The organism is Nonomuraea sp. B1E8 (assembly GCF_039871515.1).
Taxonomy (GTDB): domain Bacteria; phylum Actinomycetota; class Actinomycetes; order Streptosporangiales; family Streptosporangiaceae; genus Nonomuraea.
This window is the reverse complement of record NZ_JBDPLS010000001.1, coordinates 1,306,348-1,320,603: the sequence shown is the minus strand read 5'-3', so window position 1 is coordinate 1,320,603 and position 14,256 is coordinate 1,306,348. Positions and strand designations below refer to the sequence as shown.

The window sequence follows — 14,256 nt, the reverse complement described above, 5'->3', positions numbered from 1 at the left end:
CCGCTTTGACTGAGGGGGGGATGCGCGCGCCCCGGGCGGACGCAGCCCGTAACCGCGACCAGTTGCTCGCGGTGGCGACCCGCATGTTCATGTCGGCTGACACCGAGCCGTCGATGCGTGCGATCGCCCGCGAGGCCGGAGTCGGCATCGCCACGCTCTACCGGCACTTCCCGACCCGCGAGTCGCTGGTCGATGCGGTCTACCGGGACCAGGTCGCGCGGCTGACGACCGGCGCGCGCGAACTGCTCGGTCGGCTGCCTCCGGCTGCGGCGATGCGGCGCTGGATGGACTTGTTCGGGGACTGGATCGCGACCAAGAACGGCATGCTCGACACGCTGCTCGCGATGATCGAGTCGGGCGAGATCGCCCATGCACAGACCCGGAGCGAGCTGCTGGCGGCCATCACCACGATTCTCGACGCCGGTCGCGCGGCGGGCGACCTCCGCTCCGACGTCACCGCCGAAGACATCGCCGCCTCCCTCATCGGCATCTTCACCGTGGCCCCCCGGCGCGATCATGAAGCCAAGGCCGGTCGCCTGCTGGACCTCCTGATGGACGGTCTCCGGCCCGCCGCCCGGCCGGCCTGAGCCCGGATCGAGGCGGCTAGTACTGCGGCATCGGCGGGACGGGCGTCGCCTGCCCGGTGGGCCTGACCTCCGGAGAGGCGTGAGCCGATGCTCGGCCTGGGGCACTGCGCTTGTATATAGAAAGATGTACAGTTGATGTATGACTGTTCTGCACGACGCTACTGAGCTGAGCGTCACGGAGGCGGCCCAGCGAGGCGTTGCCCGCCTGGTGGCTGACGCGGAGCAGGGGACCGATCTGGTGGTCACCCGTCGGCATCAGCCGGTGGCGGCCGTCGTGAGCATTCGCCGGCTCAATGAGTTGGAGGAAGCGGCGGCTGATCTTCGTGATCTGGCGCTGGTGCTTGCCCGGTCGGTCACGGATGCGGGGGAGCGGATCTCGCTCGATGAGGTGCTTGCCGCTTTCGGGCATACCCGCGAATCGCTGTCCGCCATCCCGGACGATGAGTGAATCGTGTCCGACGTCGTCTTCACGGCGCCGGCGGTCGACGACCTCCGGCGCATCGGCCCAGACGCGGTGCCCAAGGTGCTCAAGAAGATCCTGCTCCTGGTGGACAACCCTGAGGCCGGCTACCCGCTGGGCGGGGAACTGAGCGGTTTCCGGAAGCTGGTGGTCGGTCGCAACACCTGGCGTGTCGTCTACCGCACCACCGAGGACAAGTCGGTGGAGATCTGCGAGGTGTGGGCTGTCGGTGAGCGGGCCGACGCGGAAGTGTACGCGGAGGCGACAGCGAGGGTTCGCGAGGTGGGTGCGGACCGTCCCGAGATCATTAAGCTCGGCCAGGTGATCGAACGCCTCGGTGCGCTGGCCGATCACATTCGAGTGGAGAAAGCCCCTCCTAGAGAACCGGTTCCAGATTGGCTCGCGGACCGGTTGATCTACACAGTCGGGATGGCGCGTGAGGATGTTGCCGCCCTTGATCTTCAAGAGGCGGTCGACGCGTGGGCTGAGTACCGATCCAAGCCTCATTAGGTCGCTCATCTATTGCCTGGCGCACATCGGGGACCGGTATTTTGCTACTTCGATGACGGCGTTCGTACGAGAGGCGCAGGACAACGATTTCAGGGTTGTGGTCAGCGCCATGACACCGATCGAGGCGCAGGACGTTCGCGTCGAAGGCGATCGTCTCAGGTGGTATCTGTCCCGGTTGAAGATCGAGCCGGTTACCGAGGACATCTCGTCGCGCGCGATCGAACTTCTTCGAGAGGCCCGCCTGCATGGTCACGACGCCATCGATGCTGTGGTCGCGGCAACCGCACTGCGCTCGGTGCGCCCTGCCATCGTTCTGACGTCCGACGAGGACGACATGAGCAAGCTGTGCGGGAAAGCAGTGCAGGTGGTTCCTGTCTGAGACGGCTTCCGGCGGAGTCCTGGAACCACCGGACGGCACCGCTTGGCTGCAGACCGGGGCTGCTCGGTGGTCCCAGGCCACATGCGTCAGCCGGTGAAGTCGGCCCGATGGTCGGCCGCCCATTGGGCGTAGGTGCGCGCGGGGTGCCCGGTGACGTGTTCGATGACGCCGTTGACCGGCGCGGGCTTGCCGACCGCCTGCGCCATGAGACCGAACAGCGCCGCCAGGAACTCGTGGTCCATGAACCGGCTCATCTGCTGCAGCACGGGTTCCGGGTCGACGTCCTCGACGGTGAGCGGACGTTCCAGCGTCTCGCTGAGGATGCGGACCTGCTGTGCCTGGGTCACCGACTCGGGGCCGGTCAGGTCGTGGGCCTGCCCCGCGTGCCCGCCGTCGACCAGGATCCGCGCGGCCACCTCGGCCACGTCCCTTTCGTGCACCGCGCTGAAGGCCGCTTCCATGTACGGCGCGCGGATGACGTCACCGCCCTGGAGTTGCATCGCGAACGTCAACGAGTTGATGGCGGGGAACAGCAGCCGCAGGAACGTCCACTCGATCCCGGACGCCTCGACGGCCCGCTCGACGTCGCGGTGATACTGGGCGATCACGTTGGGCTGCCGCTCGGCGCCCGGGACGACCGCACCGGAGGACAGCAGCACCAGCCGTCGTACCCCGGCCTGGGCCGCGGCCTCCAGCAACGGAGCGAAGTCCAGCCCGTACTGCGGAACCAGGAAGACGGCTTCGACGCCGGCCAGCGCGGTGGGCAGGGTCTCGGGCTTGGTCAGATCGCCCCGGACGACCTCGGCCTGCGGGGGAAGCCCGGCCAGCTCCGGAGTGCGGGTAAGCGCCCGCACCGGCGCGTTCGCGGCGACCAGTTCCTCGACCGTCTGACGTCCGAAGTGGGCGGTGGCGCCGATGACGAGATACATGAGGGGTTCCTTTTCGTAGGAGGACAGTGGAGGACAGTGGGTTGGCCGAGGTGTCAGCGCACCTTGCGGAAGAACCGCCGGAGGTCGCCGACGAGGAGGTCGGGCGCGTCGTGCGCGGCGAAGTGGCCGCCCCGGTCGTAGACGTTCCAGGAAATGATGTTCTTGTGGTCGCGGTCGGCGAACGTCCGGATCGACTGGTAGTCCCAGGCGAAATTGGCCAGTCCGAGAGGCACGGTGGTCGGCTCGGGCACGGTGGTTCCCCTGCCGTTGGACTTCTGCCGGGCGGGGGCCGTCGCCGCGTCCTCGTAGTAGAACCGGGCGGCGGAGGCGGCGGTGTTGGTCAGCCAGTACATCATCACGTTGGTGAGCACGAAGTCCGGGTCGAGCGAAGCGCCGAGGAGCTGGGCGTGCCAGCCCAGCAGGCCGGTCGGGGAGTCGGCCAGGGCGTGCGCCAGGCTCTGCGGCTCGGTGGAGTGGAGCTTGTCGTAGGCGCCCCGGTTCTGGGTGAACCACTCGGCGAACGCGAGCTTGCCGCGCTCCTCCTCGCTGAGTTCGTCCAGCTCGGCGGGGTCGCCCGAGGGGAATGAGAAGACCTGCGTCACGTGCACGCCGCAGACGTGCTCGGGGTCGGCTCGGCCCACCTCCGGCGAGATCAGCGATCCGCCGTCGTTGCCGGCCGCGCCGTAGCGGTCGTATCCGAGCCGGCGCATCAGCTCGGCCCAGGCCCTGGCCACCCGGTACCGGTCCCAGCCGCGTTCCAGGGTCGGCCCGGAGAAGGCGAAGCCCGGCACCGACGGAATGACGAGGTGGAACGCGTCCGCCGGGTCGCCGCCATGGGCCCCCGGGTCGGTGAGCGGGCCGATCACGTCCAGCCATTCGACCGGCGAGGTCGGCCAGCCGTGGGTCAGGATCAGTGGTGTCGCGTCCGGCTCCGGCGACCGCACGTGCAGGAAGTGAATGTTCTGGCCGTCGATCCCTGTGGTGAACTGCGGGTACGCGTTCAGCTTGGCCTCCCAGGCACGCCAGTCGTACCCCGTGCGCCACCGCTCGACCAGCTGCTTGACGTAGCCCACCGGGACGCCGTACTCCCAGCCGGGCGGCACCGGGCCGGCCGGTGCCGGCTCGCCGGCGGGCAGTTCCTCGGCCCACCGGGTCCGGGCCAGCCGCTGCTGGAGATCGTCGAGGTCGGCCTGGGGGATCTCGATCCGGAACGGGGTGATCGTGCTGTCGTTCGTCATGGCTCTAACATAGGAACCGAATAGGCAAGCTTCGTTCCTAATGAAGGTGCAGGCTCCGAAGGATGTTGGAAACCTCGGCGCGGCTGCTGCGCCTGCTCTCGCTCCTGCAGACACCCCGCGACTGGACCGGCGCCGAACTGGCCGAGCGGCTGTCGGTCAGCACCCGGACCGTCCGCAATGACGTGGAACGCCTGCGAAACCTCGGCTACCCGGTGCACGGCACGCGAGGTGCTGTCGGCGGCTACCGGCTCGGCGCCGGGGCCGCGCTGCCGCCCCTGTTGCTCGATGACGAGGAGGCGGTCGCGGTGGCGATCGGGCTCCGCACGGCCGCCGGAGGCACGATCACCGGAGTCGAGGAGACCTCGCTGCGCGCGCTGGCGAAACTGGAGCAGGTGCTGCCGGCCCGTCTCCGCCGCCGCGTCAGCGCCCTCCAGCGGTACGCCGTCGCGGTACCCCGGGACGATCAGGGCCCGCGGGTGGACGCGGACACGCTGAGCGTCCTCGCCGCCGCCTGCCGCGACCACGAGCGCCTGCGATTCGACTACCGAAGCCACGACGATTCGGCGAGCCGGCGCGAGGTGGAACCGTACAGGCTCGTCAACTGGGGACGACGGTGGTACCTCGTCGCGTTCGACGTCGAGAGGGCCGATTGGCGTACGTTCCGGGTCGACCGGCTCCACCCGCGCACCCCGACGGGTCCCCGGTTCGCCCCCCGCGAACTCCCCGAGGAAGCCGTCGACCAGGTACGCCGGGGTGTGTCGTCGGCCGCCTGGCGACACCGGGCCCGGGTCGTCGTGCACGTACCGGCCGAACGGCTCGCCGAGCGGATCAACGCCGCCATCGGGGCGATCACGCCGGTCGACGACACCCGCTGCCTGCTGGACACCGGCGCGGACAGCATCGAGGCGCTCGCCGTTCATCTCGGCCTGCTCGGCGTCGACTTCACCGTGACGGAACCCGCGGAACTCGTCGAACTCGTGCGTGAACTCGCCGGCCGCTACCACCGCGCCACGGCCTCGGAAGATCCGGACGAGTAACGCGCCGGGCGAGGCGGGCAACCGTTCAAGCGCGTGGAACGGGCCGGCGTCCTGCCCGAGCCGAGAGGATCCGGGTTGATCGATTCCTTGGGGTCACATACATCAGAACGTGATCTGACATACGCTATTGGGGTGAGCACCAGCCATGCCAACGCAGTGACCTTCTCCGATCTGTCGAGGAATCCGCGAGCGGTTGCCGAGCGTGCGGCACGCGTTGGACGGGTACGCGTCACGCACCGGGACGCTCCGGATTTCTACCTGACTGCAGCGGACCGGGAAGAAGATCGCGACCGGACGCTGACTACCGCGTCGCGTCTGTTCCTTGCGATGCTCAGGCACGATTCCACCGCGCGTGCTCTTGTCATCGCCATGCCGGAGGTCTTCCCCTGGGTTCGGCATCTGTCTTCGGTCGAGCTGCGTGCCTTCACACTCGAACTGGTCGAGGCGCTCTCCGACGCGGCCGAGCTGGATGTCGATGCCACTACCCAGGAGGTCATAGCGGGCTGGCGGGCCACTGCCAGGATCAAGGCAGATCCTGCTCACCACGCCGGGGCTCTCAAGGCCGCGGAGGGTGATCTCGGGCCGGTGCGGGTCTCCGTATGAGCCCGAAGCGCGGAGACCGTGGCTCGGGTCGCGTCCGGTCCTGGACGGCGTGATGAAGGGCCGGTGCGACCGCGTCACCTCGTCGTACGGGTGAGCACGCCCAGCGGGTCGGCCAGCAGGTCGGAGAAGCCGAGCTCGGCGGCGCCGACCAGGGTGGCGTCGTCGCCCAGCGCCGAGGTGCGCAGTCTCACCCGTTCGCGGGCGACGGGCAGCACGTTGGCGGCGATGCGGGCGCGCACCCGGCCCGCCGCGCCCGGATACATGTCGCGCAGCATGCCGCCGAAGACGACCATGCCGGGGTTGAACAGGTTGATGAGGTTGGCCACGCCGATGCCGAGCCAGTCGCCGACCTGGTGCAGCGCCTTCTGGGCTGCGGGATCGCCACGGTCGGCGTCGTCCACCACGGCGCGTACGGCGTCGCGGCCGAACAGGTCGGCGGGCCGGCCCGCGGCGTCGAGGAGCGCCCGCTCGCCGGCCTCCGCCTCCAGGCAACCATGGGAGCCGCATCCGCAGGGGCGCCCGTTGTACGGGTTAACCACCATGTGCCCAAGTTCGCACCCGTAGCCGCCGTCGCCGTCCAGCAGCTTGCCGCCCACGATGATGCCGCCGCCCACGCCGACGTCCCCGTGGAGATAGATCAGGTTCTGGAAGCCGACGCCCGCTCCGCGTTGCTGTTCGGCCAGCGCGCCGAGGTGCGCCTCGTTGCCCACGGACACCGGCAGGCCGAGGCCCAGCCGGCGGCCGAGCTCGGTGCCGAACGCCTGGTCCACCCAGCCCATGTCGGGCCCGAAGCGCACCATGCCGTCGCCGGGCCGGATCATGCCGCAGTAGGACGCGCCGACGCCGACGCACACGGAGTCCGGGGGCGCCGTACGGTGCAGCCGGCGGCCGAAGCGGGCGAGCACCTCGACCACCCGGTCGAGGTCGGCTCCGGCGCGCGGGCGGACCGCCTCCCTGCGGTCCAGCATGATCCCGCCGAGCGCCACCCGGGCGGCGACCAGCCGGTCCACGGCGACGTCGAAGGCGAGCACGTAGACCTGGCCGGAGTGGGGGCGGACCACCAGCGACGGTCGTCCCGCCCGGCCGGTGTCGGCGGGCAGTTCCTCGCGGACCAGGCCTGCCGTGGCGAGCTCGGTGGTCAGCGCCATGATGGTGCTGCGGTTCAGCCTCATCCGCTCGGCCAGCGCCGTGCGGGAGACCGCGCCGCCCAGGTGCACGTGCCGGAGCAGGGTGCCGGCGTTGTGCCGGCGGATCTCCTCCTGGGCCAACCTGACCTCCGGGATCGTCCCGTTGCCTCAAGTATCTGATCTGGACGATACCCGGACAACGACTCCCTGGGCTGCGGGCGTCAGGCGCAGGTGTAGCCGGAGGGAAGGGCGGTGTCGCCGTCCGGGCGGCTCACCTGGAAGCCGACGCCGCCGGCCCCGGGGGCGAGGGTGCCGTTGTGGCCGGCGTTCCTGATGGTCACGGTCTGCCCGCTGACGGTGGTGGCGCCGTTCCACGAGCCGGTCAGCGTGTGTCCGGCCGGCAGGGTGAAGGTGACGGTCCAGCCGTTGATCGTCGTGGTGCCCCGCCTGAGGTCGCCCCGCCGGAGGCTGCCGCGGCGGTGCTGCCGGCTCCGTGCCGCGGCCCGGCGGGAAACTCGCTCGACGCCGGGCCCGTGGGCTGCCTACTGTTGATCGCCTGAGAACGGCACGAAGAGCGGATGGGATGTACGGCATGACGAGGGCTGAGCCGGAATTCGTCCAGGAGCGCATCTGGGACGCTGACGCCGCCCAGCGTTATGACACGCCGGGCACCGGCATGTTCGCGCCCGAGGTGCTGGAGCCGACCGTAAGCCGCCTCGCCGAGCTCGCGGGCGACGGGCGGGCGCTCGAGTTCGCCATCGGGACCGGCCGCGTGGCCGTGCCGCTCGCCGAGCGTGGGGTGCCTGTCACGGGCATCGAGCTGTCCAGGCCGATGATCGAGCGGCTGCGTACGAAGGTGGACGAGGCGACGATCCCGGTGGTCACCGGCGACATGGCGACCGCCTCCGCGCCAGGGACGTACTCGCTGGTCTATCTCGTCTTCAACACCATCTCCAACCTGCTCTCCCAGGCCGAACAGGTCGCGTGCTTCCGCAACGCCGCCCGCCATCTCGAGCCCGGCGGCCGGTTCGTGATCGAGTTGTGGGTGCCTGAGCTGCGCAAGCTGCCCCCTGGCCAGCCGGCGACGGTCTTCACCGCCGAGCCCGGCTACATCGGCCTGGACACCTACGACGTGCTGCGCCAGCTGGTCGTGTCGCACCACTTCGAGTTCGACGAGAGCAGGCAGGCGCAGCTGTTCCGCAGCCCGCACCGCTACATCTGGCCGGCCGAGCTCGATCTCATGGCCCAGCTGGCCGGGTTCGAGCTGGAGTCCAGGCACGCCGACTGGGCCGGAGCGGAGTTCACCGCGGAGTCCCGTTCGCACGTGTCCGTCTACCGCCTCCCGCTCGGCCGGCCCTGAGGGGTGAATCCTCTCGCGGTGTGGGCGCCTCTCATGGAGGACGGCCATGCCGGGGAGGAGACGCCGGTGAACGATCTCCTTCAGGCGGCCTCCCGACGGGAGGGACCCGATCGGGCGCGTGCGCGTGACGGCCGGCCACCTGCCATCCCGTCATGATGAATCCGAAACCCTGCGTCTATTATTGGCCCCGGTGGCGATGATCTCCATCACACCCTCATTGTGGGCAGGAATGTCGCGGCCGGCTCAACCGTGCAGGTCATCACCGCTAACTTGACGTTAACCACGTGTTTCGCGGAGGCGGAAATTCGTTGGCGGCTGGTTCTGCAGGTGGACAAGGAGCGGTGGGCGGCAGATATTGGAGCAGGAGGTTTTCATGGATGTGCGCCTTGACCATCTCGTCTGCTGGGTTGCCGACCAGCGCAGGTCCCTGCATTTCTACGAGCAGGTGCTCGGGCTGCCCGGGGTACGGACGGAGGAGTTTCGCGATGGAAAGGCGGCCTTTCCCAGCGTGCGGATCTCGGCTGAGACGATCCTCGATCTCATCGCGTACGACGCCTTAAAAGGGGTCGACGAGCACACGGGGGTGAAGGGTAGTTCCGGACATCCGATCAATCATTTCTGTCTGTCGGTAGGCAGGGAGGATTTCGACGCTCTCCAGGTCCGGTTGAAACAGCACGGAGTGGAGATCTCCGGCACCGCGACCAACACCTTCGGCGCCCAGGGCATCGCTCCCGAGGCGATTTACTTTCCTGATCCCGATGGCAACGTGCTGGAAGTGCGCTATTACGATTGATCGTTTCGGGGAGGCGGCCGGCACGTGCGTCCGCTGAGGGCCCCGGAAGTGTCGGCCGCGTCTGGTACACAGGCGGGCATGGGTGTGAGCGTCGATGATTTCCTCGAGTTGCTGAACGAGCTGCCCGAGGTCCGGATGAGCCACGGCGGCGAGTGGGTCGGGCTCAAGGTGCGTGACAAGGGCTTCGCCTACCTGTGGGAGGCGACCGAGACCGTCGGGCTCAAGGCCACGATCGAGGAGCAGATCGCCCTCGTGGCCGAGCGGCCCGAGGTGTTCGAGGTGCAGTTCACGGCAGGGCGGTTCGGCTGGGTGGTGGTCCACCTCGACAAGATCGACTCTGACGAGCTGTTCGAGCTGGTGGCCGAGGCGTGGTGCCTGACCGCGCCGAAGCAGCTGGTGGCCGATTTCGAAGCCACCCACCAGATCGGGCAACAGGTGCAGTCTGGGTAATCTCGGGCAGCGTGACCCATGTGAACATGCGGCTGCGGGAGTGGCGCGCCGACGACGCCCCGGCCGTGCTGCGCGCCTTCCAGTCCCCCGATCTGCGGCACCAGGCGCCGTGGCCCGTCGTCACCCTTCAGGACGCCATGGGGTGGATCGCCGCCTGGCCGGGGGCCGGTCACGCCTTCGCCGTGACGGTCGGCGAGCGGGTCGTGGGAAACGTCGCGGTCGCCGGGATCGACGAGCACGACAACGGGTGGGTGTCCTACTGGGTCGTGCCCGAGTTCAGGGGGCGGGGCATCGCGGCGGCGGCCACCGCCGAGCTGGCCCGATGGGCGTTCGGCGAGCGTGGCCTCCACCGGCTGCAGCTGGGGCACCGCACGAACAATCCGGCGTCGTGCCGGGTCGCCACCAAAGCGGGCTTCCGGCCCGAGGGGATCGAGCGGGGCAAGCTCTGCCACGAGGGCGTGCGCTACGACATCGAGCGTCACGTCCGGCTCGCGACCGATCGCAGAGCTTTGACACGATCGCGCGCCTGAATCCGGCGTGGGTGGCCACGGACCGAGAACAGGGTCTTGCGACTGGTCAAACGTTCGTTTAGCCTCACACGTACCAACAGCGGATTTCGACGATGTGGCCTGCCGAGCAGGATGCTCAAGCCACCCACATCAGAGTCGGACCCTCTCCCTTGGCAGGCGTCGCCCACGCGCCGCCGTTCGTCGCCGCCGGTCCCCGGCGTCGCCGAGGGAGTGATCATGTCCCTTCATGCTTCCGGTGCCGAGGTGCGAGAGCAGCTCGCCGACATGGGCACCACGTCGTTCGTCACCAAAGCGGTGTACGGCAACGCCGCGTCGTTGATGATCGCGACGCGGCCGCCCGGCTACCACTCCAAGCCGCACACCCACGATTGCGAGCAGCTGAACTGGCTGCAGGCCGGGCAGGTCTGGATATTTGTCGAGAACCGAGCGTTCCAGCTTGAAGCGGGTGACTTCCTGCGGATCCCGGCGGGCGCGGTGCACTGGGCCTGGAACAGGTCCGAGCAGCCCTGCACGATGGTGGAGGTCCACGCCCCCGGGCTCCAGAGTGACTCGACGCTCGCCGCGCATGCGGTCGGCCTGTTCGACGCCGGCGAGACGCCCCGGCCCGTGGCCGAGCCGACCACCACGTTCGTCGACTTCGACGCCGCCGAGGTCGAGAAGCTGACGGAGCGGGCCCCATGACGGCCTCGCTGACCGAGCGGTGGCACACTGCCGCTATGGGTGCGCGTGCAAGCCTGATCGTGGTGGGATACGCCAGGGTGCCGCGGACCTCCGCGGTCCACGGCGCCAGCGAGTTCCTGACGGTCAGCCTGCGCATCGACCGCGTGACCGGCGTGATCATAGAGGTCGACTCGACCGCCATCGCCGGCATGGTCCGCGACTGGGTGTCCGAACTCCTGGTGGGAGTGAACTTCGCCGACGACATCGGTCCCGTCCTGGCCGAGATCGACGCGCACTTCCTCAGCAACGCGGCCGGCTCGCTCAAGCAGGCGATCTCTGATGCCTGGCGGCGCTACGCGGCCTACCGGTCCAGCTGACCGCCCAGTCCATCCCCACACCACGACCGTGCGTGTGGCTGAAGGAGCATGCATGTCACCGTCCAGGCTTCGCGCGGCGCTGCGCGACCGCCCACTTCTCATACCGGGCTGTCACGACCCGCTGAGCGCCAGGATGGCCTCCTCCGCCGGCGCCCGGGCGGTCTTCGTCTCCGGCGGCGCGGTCGGTCGCGCGCTGTTCGACGAGCCGATGATCCCGCGCTGGGGCGCGGACACCTACGTGTCCTACGTACGCCAGATCTGCCGGAGCTCACCCATCCCCGTGATCGTGGACGGCGAGGACGGCTTCGGCGAGCCGATCGAGCTGTGTGCCGAGTTGTCGGCCGCCGGCGCCGGGGCGGTGGTGATCGGCGACTCGCGGCCCGATGGGACCCTGCTGCCCGCCACGGCGTTCGCGGATCTGATCAGCGAGGCCCGCAGCCGCTTCGAGCTGCTGTTCGTGGCCAGGGCCGACGGGTTGGAACACGGCCGCGCCGACACCGCGGATCGGCTCGGCCGCTACCACGAGGCCGGTGCCGAGCTCACCATGCCCCTGCTGAACTCCGTCCTTCGAGCAGGGGTCGCCGACCGCCTGCTCGGCACCGTCACCGAGCTGGCCGCCGCCGCCCAGGGGGCGTTGGCCGTGCATTCCAGACTCGGCCACGAGTTGCCGCCGACCGCTCGACTACCGAGGGGAGTCGCCGCCGTACTTGTGACGGCGATCTCCGTACCGCCGTCTACGGACCATCTCAGACGGCTTCTGACTCAGCGCTGACGTCCGGCAGGACGCCGGCGGGCCGCGGGGACACCCGCTGGCCGCGCAGAAAGGTCGACTCAATGACAACGGCCCCGATGGACATCCGGACCAGGACGCTACGCAAGGTCATGTGGCGCTTTCTGCCACTGCTGGGAATCTGCTACTTCGCCCTCTACCTCGACCGGCTCAACGTCTCGGTCGCCGCGCTGACGATGAACGAGGAACTCGGCATCACCCCGGCCGTCTACGGGCTCGTCGCCGGGATCTTCTTCTGGACCTACTCCCTCTTCGAGATCCCGAGCAACTACATCGTCTCCCGGGTCGGGGTGCGGGTGTGGGTCTCCCGCATCGTCATCAGCTGGGGCCTGGTGACGATGGCGACCGCGGCCGCCCAGGGCGAAATCAGCCTCATGCTGTTGCGCCTGCTGCTCGGCATCGCCGAGGCCGGCTTCTCCCCGGCCATGTTGTTCTTCGTCGCGTGCTGGTTCCCACCGGCCCAGCGCGCGGCGGCCATCTCGCTGATGGTGATCGCGGTCCCGCTGTCCGGGTTCGGCACGCCGATCTCCGCGCACATCATGACCGGGATGGACGGCCTGCTCGGCCTGCCCGGCTGGCGGTGGATGTTCCTCGTCACAGGCTTGCCGCCCGTGATCCTCGGCTTCGTGTTCTACCTGGTGATCCGCAACCGGCCCGCGGACGCGACCTTCCTGGACCCGGACGAGAAGGCCTGGCTCACCGCGGAGCTGGCCAAGGAGAGCGAGGGCCTCGGCGGCCACGCGGCGCACCCGTTCAGGCGCGGCGTGCTCAACTCCCGCGTCGCGGTGCTGGTCGTCATCTACATCCTGTTCGCGTTCAGCCTGTTCGGATACCAGTTCTTCATCCCGCAGATCCTGCGCCAGTTCGGGCTGGACACCAACGCCATCGGCTGGGTTGCGGCCCTGCCGCCGGTCCTTGCCGTCGTCCCGATGGTGTGGTGGTCCCGGCATTCCGACCGCACCCAGGAGCGGATCCGGCACTTCGCCGCAGCCGCGGCCACGGCCAGCGTCGGCTTCCTGGCCGCCGGCCTGCTCATCGAGCAGCCGGTGCTCGCCATCGCCGGCTTCTGCGTGGCAGGCGTCGGGCTCTACTGCTGCATCCCGATCCAGTTGTCCATCCCCTCCACCTTCCTGGCGGGCTCGGCGCTCGCGGCCGGCCTGGCCACCATCAACGGTCTCGGAAACATCGGCGGCTACATCGGCCCTCAGATCACGGGCATCATCCGCGAGGCGACCGGCGACTTCACGCTCGCCGTGCTGGTGCTGGGAGCCGGCATCCTGACTTCGTCCGCGCTCGCCCTGGCGCTCGACCACCATATACGGCGTACCGAAACGTCCGCGGGTCGCGGGGCGGTACTCGATGCCCGGTGACGGCCCGCATCTGCGCCATGATCGAGCCGTATCCCCGTCGAGCCGTGACGTGAAGGAGACCAGATGCCAAGCGGATCGCTGACAGGCAAGGTGGCGGTGGTCACCGGGGCGGCGAGCGGGATCGGCGCGGCGAGCGCGCGGCGCCTGTCCGCCGAAGGAGCGAACGTGGTCGTCGTGGACGTCGACGGCGAGGGAGCGCAACGGGTCGCCGCGGAACTGCCGGCACCCGCGCTCGCCGTGGCGGCCGACGTGTCCCGGGAGGACGAGGTGGAGGGGTACGTCACCGCCGCGGTTGAGGCGTTCGGCCAGTTGCATCTGCACCACCTGAACGCCGGCATCGCCGGCAGCCTTGCCCCGCTCACCGACGTCGGCGTCGAGGAGTTCGACCGCGTCGTCGCAGTCAACCTGCGGGGACCCTTCCTCGGCGTACGCGCCGCCTTCCGCCAGTACGAACGGCAGGGCGGCGGCGGGGCCATCGTGGTCACCTCGTCGATCGCGGGGCTACGGGCCAGCCACGACCTGCTGCCCTACCAAGCCTCCAAACATGGAGTGCTCGGCGTGGTCCGAGGCGCGGCCGTGTACGGCGGGCCGAAGGGGGTGCGGGTCAACGCGGTCGCTCCCGGTCTGGTGCCCACAGGCCCGGCCGCCGCGTCGCCCGCCGCCGAGGCCGACATGCTCCGACGCGGGACCACGGTGCCGCAACGGCGAACAGGAACGCCGGAGGAGGTCGCCGCGGTGGTGGCGTTCCTCCTCAGCGACGACGCGGGCTACGTCAATGGCGAAGTGCTCTCCGTCGATGGGGGAGCCGCCTGGGTGAGCACCGTTCGCGCCTCCGGCGGTGCGGGCGCGTGGGACCCTCGTGCCATCGATGGTCACTAGGGTGTGACCGCTGATGCCGCAGGCCCGGCCCGGGTTGCCGTCCGCGCCGTCCTGCCGGGAGACTCGCCTCCGGCCCCGATCACCGGGTGACGTCCTCGTACAGGGCCGGTTGGGCGGGGTGGCAGAGGGTTCCGGGCGTTCCTGGTCACCGACCGGCGCGCTGATCTACCCTTTGCA

Annotated in this window: 18 protein-coding genes and 1 pseudogene; 15 read left to right on the top strand and 4 right to left on the bottom strand. The window is 69.4% G+C overall.

Going from position 1 to position 14,256, the window contains the following annotated elements; translation table 11 throughout:
- Positions 1–20: 20 nt before the first annotated feature.
- The 4 genes from ABGA98_RS06345 to ABGA98_RS06330 all read left to right on the top strand — a co-directional run bounded on the left by ABGA98_RS06345 (position 21) and on the right by ABGA98_RS06330 (position 1,936).
- Positions 21–587: a helix-turn-helix domain-containing protein gene (locus ABGA98_RS06345; protein ID WP_347617203.1), complete on the top strand. Its 567-nt coding sequence runs from the start codon at positions 21–23 to the stop codon at positions 585–587.
- Between the two features lie 139 nt (positions 588–726).
- Positions 727–1,035, top strand: coding sequence for a type II toxin-antitoxin system prevent-host-death family antitoxin (locus ABGA98_RS06340; RefSeq protein WP_347617202.1), 309 nt, complete (start codon positions 727–729; stop codon positions 1,033–1,035).
- A 3-nt stretch (positions 1,036–1,038) separates the two neighbouring features.
- Positions 1,039–1,557, top strand: coding sequence for a type II toxin-antitoxin system RelE/ParE family toxin (locus ABGA98_RS06335; protein ID WP_347617201.1), 519 nt, complete (start codon positions 1,039–1,041; stop codon positions 1,555–1,557).
- A 52-nt stretch (positions 1,558–1,609) separates the two neighbouring features.
- Positions 1,610–1,936, top strand: coding sequence for a PIN domain-containing protein (locus ABGA98_RS06330; RefSeq protein ID WP_347617200.1), 327 nt, complete (start codon positions 1,610–1,612; stop codon positions 1,934–1,936).
- Between the two features lie 86 nt (positions 1,937–2,022).
- Here ABGA98_RS06330 and ABGA98_RS06325 read toward each other — a convergent pair whose 3' ends face one another.
- Complete coding sequence (locus ABGA98_RS06325; protein WP_347617199.1) at positions 2,023–2,865, bottom strand: NAD(P)H-binding protein; 843 nt, start codon at positions 2,863–2,865, stop codon at positions 2,023–2,025.
- 53 nt (positions 2,866–2,918) lie between these two features.
- Entirely contained in the window at positions 2,919–4,103 is a 1,185-nt protein-coding gene (locus ABGA98_RS06320; protein ID WP_347617198.1) for an epoxide hydrolase family protein, read from the bottom strand.
- 62 nt (positions 4,104–4,165) lie between these two features.
- On the opposite strand from ABGA98_RS06320, the gene ABGA98_RS06315 reads away from it, so the two are divergent.
- Both ABGA98_RS06315 and ABGA98_RS06310 read left to right on the top strand, forming a co-directional pair.
- Positions 4,166–5,140 (top strand): YafY family protein, encoded by a 975-nt coding sequence (locus ABGA98_RS06315; protein WP_347617197.1) that lies wholly within the window; start codon positions 4,166–4,168, stop codon positions 5,138–5,140.
- Between the two features lie 132 nt (positions 5,141–5,272).
- Positions 5,273–5,743 (top strand): hypothetical protein, encoded by a 471-nt coding sequence (locus tag ABGA98_RS06310; RefSeq protein ID WP_347617196.1) that lies wholly within the window; start codon positions 5,273–5,275, stop codon positions 5,741–5,743.
- Between the two features lie 74 nt (positions 5,744–5,817).
- Here the strand turns inward: ABGA98_RS06310 and ABGA98_RS06305 are convergent, their stop codons facing one another.
- Both ABGA98_RS06305 and ABGA98_RS06300 read right to left on the bottom strand, forming a co-directional pair.
- On the bottom strand, positions 5,818–7,011 hold the full coding sequence (locus ABGA98_RS06305) for an ROK family transcriptional regulator (protein WP_347617195.1): 1,194 nt from the start codon (positions 7,009–7,011) through the stop codon (positions 5,818–5,820).
- Between the two features lie 80 nt (positions 7,012–7,091).
- Positions 7,092–7,304: pseudogene (locus ABGA98_RS06300) on the bottom strand (cellulose binding domain-containing protein); the annotation flags it as partial.
- Positions 7,305–7,462: 158 nt separating this feature from the next.
- Between ABGA98_RS06300 and ABGA98_RS06295 the strand changes: the two are divergent.
- The 9 genes from ABGA98_RS06295 to ABGA98_RS06255 all read left to right on the top strand — a co-directional run bounded on the left by ABGA98_RS06295 (position 7,463) and on the right by ABGA98_RS06255 (position 14,079).
- Positions 7,463–8,230, top strand: a complete 768-nt coding sequence (locus tag ABGA98_RS06295) for a class I SAM-dependent methyltransferase (RefSeq protein ID WP_347617194.1) — start codon at positions 7,463–7,465, stop codon at positions 8,228–8,230.
- 373 nt (positions 8,231–8,603) lie between these two features.
- Positions 8,604–9,023, top strand: a complete 420-nt coding sequence (locus ABGA98_RS06290; protein WP_347617193.1) for a VOC family protein — start codon at positions 8,604–8,606, stop codon at positions 9,021–9,023.
- A 78-nt stretch (positions 9,024–9,101) separates the two neighbouring features.
- Complete coding sequence (locus tag ABGA98_RS06285; protein ID WP_347617192.1) at positions 9,102–9,473, top strand: MmcQ/YjbR family DNA-binding protein; 372 nt, start codon at positions 9,102–9,104, stop codon at positions 9,471–9,473.
- A gap of 11 nt (positions 9,474–9,484) precedes the next feature.
- Positions 9,485–10,003, top strand: a complete 519-nt coding sequence (locus ABGA98_RS06280) for a GNAT family protein (protein ID WP_347617191.1) — start codon at positions 9,485–9,487, stop codon at positions 10,001–10,003.
- Positions 10,004–10,219: 216 nt separating this feature from the next.
- Positions 10,220–10,684 (top strand): cupin domain-containing protein, encoded by a 465-nt coding sequence (locus tag ABGA98_RS06275; protein WP_347617190.1) that lies wholly within the window; start codon positions 10,220–10,222, stop codon positions 10,682–10,684.
- A 35-nt stretch (positions 10,685–10,719) separates the two neighbouring features.
- Positions 10,720–11,040 carry a DUF3870 domain-containing protein gene (locus ABGA98_RS06270; RefSeq protein ID WP_347617189.1) on the top strand — a complete coding sequence of 107 codons (321 nt, stop codon included), beginning with the start codon at positions 10,720–10,722 and terminating at the stop codon, positions 11,038–11,040.
- Between the two features lie 52 nt (positions 11,041–11,092).
- Complete coding sequence (locus ABGA98_RS06265) at positions 11,093–11,812, top strand: isocitrate lyase/phosphoenolpyruvate mutase family protein (protein ID WP_347617188.1); 720 nt, start codon at positions 11,093–11,095, stop codon at positions 11,810–11,812.
- 62 nt (positions 11,813–11,874) lie between these two features.
- Positions 11,875–13,200 carry an MFS transporter gene (locus tag ABGA98_RS06260; protein ID WP_347617187.1) on the top strand — a complete coding sequence of 442 codons (1,326 nt, stop codon included), beginning with the start codon at positions 11,875–11,877 and terminating at the stop codon, positions 13,198–13,200.
- Between the two features lie 63 nt (positions 13,201–13,263).
- Positions 13,264–14,079 (top strand): glucose 1-dehydrogenase, encoded by an 816-nt coding sequence (locus ABGA98_RS06255; protein WP_347617186.1) that lies wholly within the window; start codon positions 13,264–13,266, stop codon positions 14,077–14,079.
- Positions 14,080–14,256 lie beyond the last annotated feature (177 nt).

Excerpts from the sequence above, each read along its gene's own strand:
- ABGA98_RS06345 (WP_347617203.1), top strand. The coding sequence starts at position 21 with ATGCGCGCGCCCCGGGCGGACGCAGCCCGTAACCGCGACCAGTTGCTC.
- ABGA98_RS06265 (WP_347617188.1), top strand. The coding sequence starts at position 11,093 with ATGTCACCGTCCAGGCTTCGCGCGGCGCTGCGCGACCGCCCACTTCTC.
- ABGA98_RS06255 (WP_347617186.1), top strand. The coding sequence starts at position 13,264 with ATGCCAAGCGGATCGCTGACAGGCAAGGTGGCGGTGGTCACCGGGGCG.
- ABGA98_RS06260 (WP_347617187.1), top strand. The coding sequence starts at position 11,875 with ATGACAACGGCCCCGATGGACATCCGGACCAGGACGCTACGCAAGGTC.
- ABGA98_RS06295 (WP_347617194.1), top strand. The coding sequence starts at position 7,463 with ATGACGAGGGCTGAGCCGGAATTCGTCCAGGAGCGCATCTGGGACGCT.
- ABGA98_RS06320 (WP_347617198.1), bottom strand. The coding sequence starts at position 4,103 with ATGACGAACGACAGCACGATCACCCCGTTCCGGATCGAGATCCCCCAG.
- ABGA98_RS06285 (WP_347617192.1), top strand. The coding sequence starts at position 9,102 with ATGGGTGTGAGCGTCGATGATTTCCTCGAGTTGCTGAACGAGCTGCCC.
- ABGA98_RS06340 (WP_347617202.1), top strand. The coding sequence starts at position 727 with ATGACTGTTCTGCACGACGCTACTGAGCTGAGCGTCACGGAGGCGGCC.
- ABGA98_RS06290 (WP_347617193.1), top strand. The coding sequence starts at position 8,604 with ATGGATGTGCGCCTTGACCATCTCGTCTGCTGGGTTGCCGACCAGCGC.
- ABGA98_RS06270 (WP_347617189.1), top strand. The coding sequence starts at position 10,720 with ATGGGTGCGCGTGCAAGCCTGATCGTGGTGGGATACGCCAGGGTGCCG.
- ABGA98_RS06275 (WP_347617190.1), top strand. The coding sequence starts at position 10,220 with ATGTCCCTTCATGCTTCCGGTGCCGAGGTGCGAGAGCAGCTCGCCGAC.
- ABGA98_RS06330 (WP_347617200.1), top strand. The coding sequence starts at position 1,610 with ATGACGGCGTTCGTACGAGAGGCGCAGGACAACGATTTCAGGGTTGTG.
- ABGA98_RS06325 (WP_347617199.1), bottom strand. The coding sequence starts at position 2,865 with ATGTATCTCGTCATCGGCGCCACCGCCCACTTCGGACGTCAGACGGTC.
- ABGA98_RS06315 (WP_347617197.1), top strand. The coding sequence starts at position 4,166 with ATGTTGGAAACCTCGGCGCGGCTGCTGCGCCTGCTCTCGCTCCTGCAG.